The organism is Serratia sp. TSA_7, assembly GCF_052692135.1.
The window spans coordinates 32799-44650 of sequence record NZ_JBQZFU010000006.1 but is presented as its reverse complement, the minus strand read 5'-3'; the positions used below and the strand labels follow the sequence as shown (position 1 = coordinate 44650).

Here is an 11852-nt window from a genome sequence, read left to right as displayed (position 1 = left end):
CATTTGTGGCATAGCCTTTGCTTTATAAGACTCGTACCAAGGGGGAGTTTGGGCTTAATTCGTGGAGGGGCAATATGAAGCTGGTTACCGTGGTGATTAAACCATTCAAGCTGGAGGACGTGCGTGAAGCCCTATCCTCTGTAGGTATTCAGGGGCTGACCGTAACCGAAGTGAAAGGGTTTGGTCGCCAGAAGGGTCATGCTGAGCTCTATCGCGGAGCGGAATACAGCGTCAACTTCTTACCTAAAGTCAAAATCGACATTGCTATCGCCGACGATCAGTTGGACGAAGTGGTTGATGTCATTAGTAAAGCGGCCTACACCGGTAAAATCGGTGACGGCAAAATTTTCGTTGCCGAATTGCAACGTGTCATTCGCATTCGCACCGGCGAAACAGACGAAGCAGCACTGTAATCACAGGCTCAGTAAAGTAATGGGGATGGATTGATAATGAAAAAACTTTTATCCATGTTGGGCCTGAGTACGGTAACCATGGTTCCTTCTTTGGCCCTGGCCGCTCCGGCGGTCGCAGACAAGGCTGACAACGCGTTCATGATGATTTGCACCGCTTTGGTGCTGTTCATGACCTTGCCGGGCGTAGCTCTGTTCTACGGTGGTTTGCTGCGTTCCAAAAACGTGCTCTCCATGTTGACTCAGGTCACTGTCACCTTCGCAATGGTGTGCGTGCTGTGGGTGCTTTATGGTTACAGCCTGGCTTTCAGCGAGGGCAATGCGTTCTTCGGCGGATTCCAGACGGCGATGCTGAAAGGCATCGGCATCGATAGCGTCACCGGCACCTTTAATCAGATGATCCACGTGGCGTTCCAGTGTTCCTTCGCATGCATCACCGTGGCGCTGGTAGTCGGCGGTTTTGCCGAGCGTATCCGCTTCTCTGCTGTGGTGATCTTTGCGGCTATCTGGTTCACCATTTCCTATCTGCCGATTGCGCACATGGTGTGGGGCGGCGGTTTCCTGGCCGCTGACGGCGCGCTGGACTTTGCCGGCGGCACCGTGGTGCACATCAATGCGGCAAGCGCCGGGCTGATTGGCGCCTACCTGTTGGGCAAACGCGCGGGTTTCGGCAAAGAAGCCTTCAAACCGCATAACCTGCCAATGGTGTTTACCGGCGCGGCTATCCTGTATGTCGGCTGGTTCGGCTTCAACGCCGGTTCTGCCAGCGCGGCTAACGGCATTGCGGCACTGGCCTTCCTGAACACGGTGATTGCTACCGCCGGCGCGATCCTCTCCTGGACCTTTGCCGAGTGGATTGTGCGTGGCAAGCCTTCGCTGTTGGGCGCGTGCTCCGGGTGTATCGCCGGGTTGGTCGCCATCACGCCGGCTGCGGGCACCGTGGGTGTCGGCGGGGCGTTGATTATTGGCCTGATTGGCGGTATTGCCGGTCTGTGGGGCGTGGTCACGCTGAAGAAATGGCTGAAAGTGGACGATACTTGCGACGTGTTCGGCGTGCATGGCGTGTGTGGCATCGTCGGCTGCCTGTTGACCGGCGTGTTCACCTCTGCCTCACTGGGCGGCACCGGTTACGCAGAAGGCGTCACCATGGGCCATCAGGTGTGGGTCCAGTTGCTGAGCGTGGTCATCACCCTGGTCTGGTCCGGTGTGGCTGCTTTCATCGCCTTCAAAGTGGCTGGCGCCATCGTCGGTCTGCGCGTACCGGAAGAGCAGGAGCGCGAAGGTCTGGACGTCAACAGCCATGGCGAGAGTGCCTACAACCAATAAGCCTTGAAGAAGGGCAGTGCGCTAAATAACACGAAAAATAATGATGATGCGAAAAGGGCGATGGTGACATCGCCCTTTTTCTTTATTTAGGCATCGCGATTTAGGCATCGCGCTGGCGAATCACGCCTTCTTGTACCGTAGTGGCGACCAGTACGCCTTCACGGGTGTAGAACTGGCCGCGCACAAAGCCGCGCGCACCAGAAGCTGAGGAGCTTTCCACTACGTACAGCAACCAGTCGTCCATGCGGAACGGCCGGTGGAACCACATCGAATGATCGATAGTCGCCACCTGCATGCCCGGCTCAAGGAAGCCGACGCCGTGCGGCTGTAGCGCCGTCGGCAGGAAGTTGAAATCTGACGCATAGCCCAGCAGATATTGGTGGATACGCTGATCGTCCGGCATGGTGCCGTTGGCGCGGAACCACACGTAACGGTGCGGTTCTTCCACCGTGCCTTTCAGCGGGTTGTGGAATTTGACCGGGCGCATTTCAATCGGCTTTTGGCCGATAAACTTTTCACGCACCTTATCCGGCAGCATATGCGCCAACTTTTGGGCAATGTCTGATTCGGACATCAGCCCTTCTGGCGGCGGCACGTCCGGCATGGTGTTCTGGTGTTCAAACCCCGCTTCCGGGCTTTGGAAAGAGGCGGTCATGTAGAAGATCGGTTTACCGTGCTGAATGGCGCTGACGCGACGGGCGCTGAAGCTATTGCCGTCGCGCAGGATTTCTACGTCATAAATAATCGGTTTGCTGCTGTCGCCCGGGCGCAAAAAATAGCTGTGGAACGAGTGCACACTGCGTTCTGCCGGCACGCTTTGTTTGGCGGCATACAGCGCCTGGCCGACCACCTGGCCGCCGAATACCTGACGTAGACCCAGATCTTCGCTTTGTCCGCGGAACAACCCTTCTTCGATTTTCTCCAGATCCAGCAGATCGAGGAGGTTTTGCAGTGCCTGGCTCATAAAGTTATTACCCTTTTAATAATCATTTTGCGCAGTGTGCGGAATATCACGGCAAGACGTCAATATGTTGCGTTAAGGCACAGGGGAAATTGCCTGAATACTGAGCGTTATTAGAAGGCTAAGTGATTAATGGGCAGTGCTAAATGGATTTTTCAGTATTTTGTGCTAAGTTTAATGAGTGGGGTGGTGAAAGCCACCAAGCTATTGATAATAAAAAAGGAGACCGATCCATGAAACTCTGGCAAATCGTAGGTGGAGCAGCAGCATTGACGATCACCCTGGCGGGTTGTGCTCAAAAGAGCGCCAATGTGCCTGTGCCGGCAGCGGGAAACCCAGCGATTGCGCAAACGCAGATTCAGGGCCCGGCGGTAACTGGTTCGGTTAACATTCGCCAGCGCATTGCGCTGCCACCGGATGCCGTACTGACGGTTACGCTCTCTGATGCCTCATTGGCGGATGCGCCGTCGAAAGTGATTGCCCAGCGTGCGGTTCGCACTGAAGGCAAGCAGGCGCCGTTTAATTTTGTCCTGCCTTACAACCCGGCAGATATTCAGCCTAATGCGCGCATTATCCTGAGCGCGGCCATTACGGTAAACGGCCGGATGACCTTTATCACCGATACTATCCAGGAAGTCGTGAACCGCAACGGCACCCGTGCCGACCTGCAGTTGGTTCCGGTGCAAGGCATTGCGGTTCAGGCAACGCCAACAGCCATGCCGTAAGCCGGAAAACCTGAAGCAGTAAGAAATCAACAGCCTTTGCGCTCCGGCCAAAGGCTGTTTTTTTGCTACCAGCGCCAGCCATAAATCAGCAGATCGACCGTGCTGTGCGCCCCGAAGATGATTCCCTCACTCAGCAGCGCCTGGCGCTGACGTTGAAAGTCCTCCCCCTGCTGCGAAATTTGGCCGTGACGGTTAATCACCCGGTGCCAGGGCAGGCTGCTGCCTTCCGGCAGACGCCTCAGTACGCCGCCGACCTGACGTGCGGCACGCGGTGAGCCCGCTAGCCGCGCTACCTCGCCATAGGTCGTGACCTTGCCATAGGGAATGGCGGCTATCACGTGGAACACGCGCTGGCTGAATGTGGCGTCTTCTGGTTCCATTTATGTTTTCCTGCTGCGGCAAAAATCCAAGGATGCAAGTGTGCCATAGCCAGGGTGGGTAAGAAAACAGCGGTTAGCCCCGGTTGGCTTGCTATTTGGCTGGTCATCGCCGATAATGCCCACCGCTTCGCAGTCATAGAAGCCGTCAATGGGGGCCCTGTTGGTTCTCCCGCAACACTAACTTGTGAACTCGGTCAGATCCGGAAGGAAGCAGCCGTAGCAGGTGACGTGTGTGCCGGGATGTAGCTGGCAGGGCCTCCACCAATTTCAGCTTCCGCCTTTTCCTCCCCCATCGCTTACGAACTATTTTTGTCTATCGTCGTTTAGCCTGTCCGCTCGATAAATAGACGTTATAATCAGTCATCCGATCAGATTTTCACCTAAAAAATAATATGATGTCTCAAGAATGTCGGTCTCGATGTTTTTTCTTTTTCAGCGATACCTGAATAGGATGATAATTATCTTGATGTTGCGGGGTGTCGATGTTGTGGTTAAAATATTGTTGATGCCTGGCGTTGTCAGGCAATAATTTTACTATTGACTATAATGGGTCGGTACGGCGTTTTGGACAATAATCAGGCATCAGATTAGGCTGTAACATGATTTATATCATTGATAACAAGGTTGCCTTTAATACCGAGAACGGCTCTTTAAAGAGCATGAGAAATGGTAAGGAAGTATTTTTATCGAGCCTGAATGTCAGGGTGTTCAAATGCTTGCTTGAGCATGGCGTGAAGCCGGTAAGCAGAGAGGATATTTTTAAGCAGGTTTGGGGTGAACAAAATCTGAGTGTATCCTCCGCAACCCTGAACCAATATATTAGCCTGACTCGCCGGGCATTGCTTTCCGTAGGATTCAGCGATCGCTTGATCATCACGGTGGCTAAAACAGGTTATAGAATTAATAAAACCATTTTAATTAAAATCTTGGACATTGCCCCCCCCAGCCAATCGCCGGAAGATGCCCCCCCGTTAATGTCTGACGCCAGTGGTAGCCAAAGACCATATGCACATCATTATTATCTGATTACGTTACTTCGTACCTTATCAATTGCATTGCCGCTTGCCATCCTGGTTTTCTTGTTTTTTTATTATCAGCATTACCGTGAAAATGAGAAGCGCCCGTTTATCTCTTATCTTGGTGTGGTCAAAGGTTGCCCGATTTATTACTCTGGAAGGTATCTCGATAAAAAAACGGATCGCTACCTGCAGTTTTTGGCCGAAAAGGATCTTTATGGCAATCGATGTGGTAAGGATGAAGTGATTATTACACGGCTCAATCACTCTCTTAATACCACAGAAGACAGTGGCCGTCAGTTTATCGCAAAATGTGTAATGAACAGCGATCATTTTTATCATCATTGTGAAAGCGAGTATATCCGCGCATGGAAAAAAAGTTAACCGTACTGTCGATGATACTCATTGTTCTGTGCATTATTTTTGGCAGTAGCATATATTATCTCACCCATTCTCATCAGGATTTAAAGGGCATTGCCTGCGAAGCTAATGCGAAATTCACTTACGCCAATGATTTGGACAATGTCAGCATACCTATGGATATTCGCCTCATTTTAAAAATGCACTACGTTTTTTTTACAAGCAATAAGGGCATTATGACTCTGAATGGCGTGGCGAGCAGTGGAGATAAACGTTTTTTTGTGAGTCGCAATGTTAATTTCACGTATGTTGCACAAGATGATTTTTATAAATTTAAATATGGCAATGAACAACGTTCGGCAAGAGATACCTTACCCTCTGAGGTGTACTCCTATTTTTTTAATAGTGAATCTAACTTCTACCATATCAATTATCTTGATAAGGACACTCTGATGTTTAGTAACGTTTATACCCCGATGTTTATTTGTAATGTGAAATCATAGTCTATGGTGTGAGAGCATAGTAACGATAGAAATTATTAATTAACTACTATTTTTCTCCTTTAGTGTTATAGTCAGGCTAAGCGCCTCTATTCCTGACTCCCACCTCACATCAGGATGTCTATAATTATGAGAAATGATATATATTTTTATATATGTTATTTTATTCATTTTATATTTTAATATAACTTGTTGTTTTTATTTATTATTTTTGTTTTAATCTGTTTTTCTAAATATTATTAATTTTATCTTATATATTGCATTTGGATGCTGTTGCCATTCATTGTTGTTCATGTTTTATTAGATGGCATATTTAATTGCGCTATTGTTTTGCTTCTTCCTTGAACAGGGTTGTTTGGGGGCTGGAATGCAAAAAAATACCTGATTATTATTTTTATAGCCAATAGGTGAAATATGGATATACATGACATTGCTCTGAATGACACCCTGATGGAAAATGAGTCGGTTGTATTGGATAACAATAATAAAACATTGTTTTTCAAAAGAGAGAATATCATCATTGAAATGACGGAACTGCAACGTCGGTTTATTCTCTGTCTGCTTAGTGGTATATATAAAAAGAATGATATTATTCGCGCAGTATGGTTTTGCAATCATGAAACCATCAGCGATAACAATTATCATCAAATTATATTTCAATGTCGATCGTTGTTGTCGCGGCACGGCATCCCTGGTCAGGTGATTAAAACCATTCCCCGATTTGGCGTCATGCTGAGTTTTCAGGCCTGCGAGCGGGAAACCACTGTGGGTGCTGGGTCTGAAAATAAAAAACTGGCGGAAAGTAAAAAAGGGAAGAAGGGCATTTTGGAAACCATTAACTACAAAATTGCACTGACGTTGACTCTGCTGTTTTCGGTGGCGATGTTTGTGGGTGTGTCTGCTTAGCGCCTGATGAAAACGTGCCGCCAATTTATCTGATTACCCCGAGGCCTAAGTGAGTAAAAGGTTTATTGTTTTTTTTATTTCATTTTTCTTTCTGGCGAATGCGGTGTTTATTTTCTCTCAGCTTTGGAAAATTTACCGTATCGATCAGGCAGATGTATCGTCGCAGCGTAACTTCGTGCCTGAAAGGGGACGTTATGTTGGTTTCCCTGCGAAAGATGATATAGAAAAAATCAACAATGCTGATTTTTTTGGCCGCTATGGGGAAAGTCGGGGAGAGGGGAATAACGGCGTGAGCTATAAGATTAGCTCGCAGGGCATAAGCGACGATGTTATCAACAATGCCCCTGAAACGCGTCTGGCGGGAAAAGTTACCGGCTTGCTGTTTAGCGATAACCCCAAACACAGCCTGGCGATAATAGAACGCTCCGGCAAACAGGCCAGTTATGGTATGGGCGATCGCATTGCTAACAGTAATGTCGTCGTATTACGGATACTGCAAGACAAGATATTGCTTGACGAGAATGGATACTACGCCTTGATGATTTTAAAAGACTAGGTGTGCTTTCTTTTTAGAATTGGAACTTTTTAAGGTCATAAGGCTACATTGTGATTACGCATCTTTTTTACCATTTTGGCCATCAACTGGCCCGCCTTCCCTGGCGGGAACTGGTGGTGGTATCAATGTTGGCGGTTACCCCCGGGATAACGCATGCAGCGTCATTCTCTGCCAATTTCAAAGGTACGGATATTCAGGAATTTATCAACACGGTCAGTAAAAACCTGGGCAAAACGATCATTATTGATCCGGCGGTGAAAGGAAAAGTCACCGTACGTAGCTATGAGCAGCTTAACGATAAACAATATTATCAATTCTTCCTGAACGTGCTGGACGTGTACGGATATACCGTCATTGGTATGCCAAATAACGTGCTTAAAGTCATTGTGGCGAAAGACGGGAAAAGAGCCGCTTTGTCGCAGGCCGGCGGTGAGCTGATTGGGGAAGGGGATGAGGTTGTAATGCGTATTGTTCCTTTGCGCAATATCGCGGCCAAGGATATTTCCCCATTATTACGTCAACTGAATGACAGCGTGGGCGTAGGCAGCGTGGCGCACTATGAACAGGGCAACGCGTTGTTGATAACCGGCAGAGCCGCGGTAGTGAATGGGTTGATCGATATTGTTCGGGAGATGGATCAGGACGACAGCAATCAGATAGAAACGCTTGCGCTGAAGCATGCGGCGGCGGCCGAGATTGTGCGTATGGTCAATGCGCTGTTCCGCGAAGAGGGCAAGCAGCGGATGGCGGGTGCTGCGACGCTGCGGCTGGTCGCGGATGAAAGAACCAATACTGTGATGATTACCGGCGACGATCGGATCCGCGAATATGTTAAGGACATGATTTATCAGCTGGATAACAAGAGCGTCAATCAAGGCAATACCCAAGTCATTCAACTGAAATACGCCAAGGCGCAGAGCCTGGTCGAGGTGCTGACGGGGATTAGCTCAGGCCTGCAAAATGAAAAAGAGGGCGCGGCAACCAATGTAGCCTTGTTGAAAAATGTGGTGATCAAAGCCGATGAGCAAACCAATGCGTTGATCATCACCGCTGCGCCGGATGTGATGCGCGACCTGGAAGAGGTGGTGGCCAAGCTGGATGTCCGCCGTGCTCAGGTGCTGGTTGAGGCGGTGATTGTCGAAGTGCAGGATGGCCAGGGGCTGAATATCGGCGTCCAGTGGGCCAATAAATACGGCGGTGGCACGCAGTTTGGCGGCAATGTACCTGGCGTTTCAACGGGTTTTGACGGTGGCATGCTCGAGGCTTTCAACAAGGCCAGTGGTTTGATGACCGGCTTTTACAGCGGAAACTGGGGGGTATTGCTATCCGCCATCGCCAGCAATAATCAAAATAATATTCTGGCTACGCCGAGCATTGTCACCCTGGATAACGCCGAAGCGGAATTCAGCGTAGGCCAGGATGTGCCTATTTTGACCGGTTCGCAAACCACCAACAGCGATAACGTTTTCAATACCGTCTCGCGTAAAACCGTGGGGATAAAACTCAAGGTCAAACCGCAGATTAACAAGGGCCAATCGGTCCTGATGCAGATTGAGCAGGAAGTCTCCAGCGTTGCCGACAATACGCAGGTCTCCGCCGATTCCCTGGGCGCCACTTTTAATATCCGTACGGTAAATAACACCGTGTTGGTCGACAGCGGCGAAACGGTAGTGGTTGGCGGTCTGCTGGATAAAACCAATTCAGAGGTGGAAAGCAGCGTTCCGCTGTTGGGGAAAATTCCGGTATTGGGCGCGCTGTTTCGTTCTACGTCGGTGAAAGAGAGCAAGCGCAATTTAATGCTGTTCATCCGCCCGACCATCATCCGGACGACCGAAGGATTCTCTCAGCAGAGCCAACGTAAAGTCGGCAAATTTGATGTTGAGCAGCGGGAAGATATCGAGCTGAAAACGGCGTTGCGCGAGGAAATCTCCTCTGGCCAAACCGCGGGTGACAATCAAGCGTTTCTCCGCGTCATTTCGCAGGTCAATGCGTTCTATGGCCAAGAGGGAAAACCATGACGCCGAACCCCTCAGGCCACCTGTTGCCTTTTGCCTGGGCGCGCCAGCACGGCGTGCTCGCCGTCGCCGAACAGAGCGACACACTGCTGTATTGCCATCAGCAAACGGCTCAGGCCGCGCTGATGGAAGCATACCGCTGTTTGCCGGGCGAGCCGATGTTGGTGCGGTTGGAGCCTGAAATCTTTGAACAAAAGCTGGTGGCGTATTACCAGCAGGAGGCCGGTCATGCGCAGAAGATGATCGACGATCTGGGCGGCGAGCTGGACTTTTACACGCTGGCGGAAGAGCTGCCGGAGCAACAGGACCTGCTGGATGAGCAGAACGATGCGCCAATCATCCGCCTGATCAACGCCATGCTGAGCGAGGCAATCAAAGCCCGTGCCTCAGACATCCATATCGAAACCTACGAAAGCGAATTGGTGATCCGTTTTCGCATTGACGGTGCGCTGCAACGCATTCTGGCGCCACAGCGCAAATTGGCCGCGCTGCTGGTGTCGCGCATCAAAGTGATGTCGAAACTGGACATAGCTGAAAAACGGGTGCCGCAGGATGGACGCATGACGTTGAAGGTCGGTGGACGGGCGATCGACGTGCGCGTATCGGTGATGCCGGCCAGCCACGGCGAACGGGTGGTTATGCGCCTGCTGGACAAAAATAGCGTCAGGCTGGATCTGCCCAGTTTGGGGATGACGCAGGAGCGTCAACAGGCGCTGATGCGTCTGATTCAGCAGCCGCACGGCATCATCCTGGTTACCGGGCCGACCGGCTCCGGCAAGAGCACCACGCTTTATACCTTGCTGAACCAGATTAACGACGAAAACCGCAACATCATGACCATTGAAGATCCGGTCGAGTACGAGTTGAGCGGCATTGCGCAGACTCAGGTGAATCCGAAGGTGGACATGACCTTCGCCCGCGGGCTGCGTGCGTTGCTGCGCCAAGATCCCGATGTGGTGCTGATCGGTGAGATCCGCGACGGCGAAACGGCGCAGATTGCGGTTCAGGCTTCGCTGACCGGGCACCTGGTGCTGTCCACATTGCACACCAATACGGCGATCGGCGCCATTACCCGCCTGCGAGATATGGGGGTTGAGCCATTCTTGCTGTCCAGTTCGCTTAGCGGCGTGTTGGCGCAGCGTCTGGTGCGGCGGCTGTGTCCGCAGTGCCGCGAACCCTACGCCCTGTCTGATCGGCAACGGCGGGCGTTTGATCTGCCTGTGGATCAGGGCGTCACTTGCTGGCGACCTCTAGGCTGTAACGCCTGCAGTGGGCAAGGCTACCTTGGCCGTATCGGGCTGCATGAGCTGTTGGTGCTGGATGAACCCATGCGGCTGGCGATCCACCGCGGAGACAGCGAGATCGACATCATGCGGCTGGCCGCCTCGCGCTATCAGTCTTTACGTCAGGATGGGATCGCCAAAATGAGCGCCGGCGAGACCAGCCTGGAAGAGGTGCTGAGAGTGACCCGCGAAGGGGATGGCGATGAGGTTTGATTATCATGCCTGCGACAGGCAAGGGCGTGCCCGACGCGGGGAACTCGAGGCCGATTCCTTGCGCCATGCCCGTGACCTGTTGCGTGAAAAAGGATGGCAGGTGCTGGCGGTTAAAGCCAAAAAAATGCGCAGTTTCAACAAGCTGGCTGGATTCAGGCTGACCTCCGGCGTCACGAGCAGCGATCTGGCGTTGTTGACCCGTCAGTTGGCGACGTTGATGTCCGCCGCGTTGCCGCTAGAAGAAGCGCTGATGGCGGTGGCGCGGCAAACGGAAAAGAAAGGCTTGCAGGCGGTTCTGACGCAGGTACGTCTGCGGATCCTGGAGGGGTTTTCCCTGGCGCATGCCTTGGGGCAATACCCGCCTATTTTTGATCGCCTGTACTGCGCCATGGTGACTGCCGGCGAAATCTCCGGCCATCTTGCGCCGGTGCTGGAGCGTTTGGCCGACTATGTCGAACAGCGTCAGCAAATGAAAAACAAGATCACTCAGGCATTGGTGTACCCAATGGTGTTGACGGTGGTGGCGATCGGGGTAGTGGCCATTTTGCTTACTGCGGTGGTGCCTAAAGTCATCGAGCAATTTATTCATATGAAACAGGCCTTGCCGTTGTCCACCCGGCTGCTGATCGGTGCCAGTGACGCCATCCGACAATGGGGGCCGGCAGCGCTGATGCTGTTGCTGGCGGGCGTCGGTTTGTTTCGCTATTGCCTGAAGGTGCCGGCCAGGCGTACCCGGTGGCATGCTTTTATCCTGCGGCTGCCGGTTATCGGCAAGTTGACCCTGGGCGTGAATACGGCGCGCTATGCCAAAACGTTGAGCATTTTGAACGCCAGCGCGGTGCCGTTACTGGAGGCGATGCGCATCAGCGCCAGCGTGTTGGGCAATGATCATGCCCGGCAGCGGTTGCTGGCGGCGATGGAACGGGTGCGTGAAGGTGAAGGGTTGTCGCCGTCTCTGGAGGGGACCGCGCTTTTTTCGCCGATGATGCGGCACATGATCATGTCCGGTGAGCGCAGCGGTGAATTGGAAATGATGCTCGAGCGGGCGGCGAATATGCAACAGGACGCCTTTAATCGGCAAATAACCTTGGCTCTGGGGCTGTTTGAACCTTTATTGGTGATAGTGATGGCCAGTTCGGTGCTGTTTATTATTTTGGCTATCCTGCAGCCAATATTGCAGCTCAATAACATGATTGGATGA

The 11852-nt window shown here is 51.7% G+C and carries 12 protein-coding genes and 1 other RNA gene; 11 read left to right on the top strand and 2 right to left on the bottom strand.

Annotation, left to right across the window (positions count from 1 at the left end):
• Positions 1 to 74: 74 nt before the first annotated feature.
• Together glnK and amtB are read left to right on the top strand one after the other, a co-directional pair.
• A complete protein-coding gene (glnK, locus tag ACUTQW_RS18250; protein ID WP_004949337.1) occupies positions 75 to 413 on the top strand; it encodes a P-II family nitrogen regulator in 339 nt (112 codons plus the stop codon).
• Positions 414 to 449: 36 nt separating this feature from the next.
• Positions 450 to 1736 carry an ammonium transporter AmtB gene (gene amtB, locus ACUTQW_RS18245; RefSeq protein WP_004949339.1) on the top strand — a complete coding sequence of 429 codons (1287 nt, stop codon included), beginning with the start codon at positions 450 to 452 and terminating at the stop codon, positions 1734 to 1736.
• Positions 1737 to 1836: 100 nt separating this feature from the next.
• Here amtB and tesB read toward each other — a convergent pair whose 3' ends face one another.
• Positions 1837 to 2700: an acyl-CoA thioesterase II gene (gene tesB, locus ACUTQW_RS18240; RefSeq protein ID WP_006323944.1), complete on the bottom strand. Its 864-nt coding sequence runs from the start codon at positions 2698 to 2700 to the stop codon at positions 1837 to 1839.
• A 230-nt stretch (positions 2701 to 2930) separates the two neighbouring features.
• On the opposite strand from tesB, the gene ACUTQW_RS18235 reads away from it, so the two are divergent.
• On the top strand, positions 2931 to 3422 hold the full coding sequence (locus tag ACUTQW_RS18235) for a YbaY family lipoprotein (RefSeq protein WP_004949342.1): 492 nt from the start codon (positions 2931 to 2933) through the stop codon (positions 3420 to 3422).
• A gap of 65 nt (positions 3423 to 3487) precedes the next feature.
• On the opposite strand, the gene ACUTQW_RS18230 is transcribed toward ACUTQW_RS18235, so the two are convergent.
• Positions 3488 to 3802: an MGMT family protein gene (locus ACUTQW_RS18230; RefSeq protein WP_004949344.1), complete on the bottom strand. Its 315-nt coding sequence runs from the start codon at positions 3800 to 3802 to the stop codon at positions 3488 to 3490.
• 158 nt (positions 3803 to 3960) lie between these two features.
• Here ACUTQW_RS18230 and ffs point away from each other — a divergent pair.
• The 8 genes from ffs (at position 3961) to gspF (ending at position 11852) form a co-directional block, all read left to right on the top strand.
• Positions 3961 to 4057: signal recognition particle sRNA small type (gene ffs / locus ACUTQW_RS18225), an RNA gene on the top strand.
• Between the two features lie 344 nt (positions 4058 to 4401).
• Complete coding sequence (locus tag ACUTQW_RS18220; protein ID WP_006323946.1) at positions 4402 to 5202, top strand: winged helix-turn-helix domain-containing protein; 801 nt, start codon at positions 4402 to 4404, stop codon at positions 5200 to 5202.
• Positions 5187 to 5681 carry a FidL-like protein gene (locus tag ACUTQW_RS18215; protein ID WP_037432252.1) on the top strand — a complete coding sequence of 165 codons (495 nt, stop codon included), beginning with the start codon at positions 5187 to 5189 and terminating at the stop codon, positions 5679 to 5681. The genes ACUTQW_RS18220 and ACUTQW_RS18215 overlap by 16 nt, the downstream gene beginning before the upstream one ends.
• Before the next feature lie 411 nt (positions 5682 to 6092).
• Positions 6093 to 6584 carry a winged helix-turn-helix domain-containing protein gene (locus tag ACUTQW_RS18210; RefSeq protein ID WP_020438546.1) on the top strand — a complete coding sequence of 164 codons (492 nt, stop codon included), beginning with the start codon at positions 6093 to 6095 and terminating at the stop codon, positions 6582 to 6584.
• Positions 6585 to 6633: 49 nt separating this feature from the next.
• Positions 6634 to 7140: a type II secretion system protein N gene (locus ACUTQW_RS18205; RefSeq protein ID WP_006323949.1), complete on the top strand. Its 507-nt coding sequence runs from the start codon at positions 6634 to 6636 to the stop codon at positions 7138 to 7140.
• 125 nt (positions 7141 to 7265) lie between these two features.
• Positions 7266 to 9158: a type II secretion system secretin GspD gene (gene gspD, locus ACUTQW_RS18200; RefSeq protein WP_052028156.1), complete on the top strand. Its 1893-nt coding sequence runs from the start codon at positions 7266 to 7268 to the stop codon at positions 9156 to 9158.
• Entirely contained in the window at positions 9155 to 10651 is a 1497-nt protein-coding gene (gene gspE, locus ACUTQW_RS18195; protein ID WP_020438548.1) for a type II secretion system ATPase GspE, read from the top strand. The genes gspD and gspE overlap by 4 nt, the downstream gene beginning before the upstream one ends.
• The gene (gene gspF, locus ACUTQW_RS18190; protein ID WP_006323952.1) at positions 10641 to 11852 is read left to right on the top strand and encodes a type II secretion system inner membrane protein GspF; all 1212 of its coding nucleotides are present in this window, start codon (positions 10641 to 10643) and stop codon (positions 11850 to 11852) included. Before gspE ends, gspF begins: the two co-directional genes overlap by 11 nt.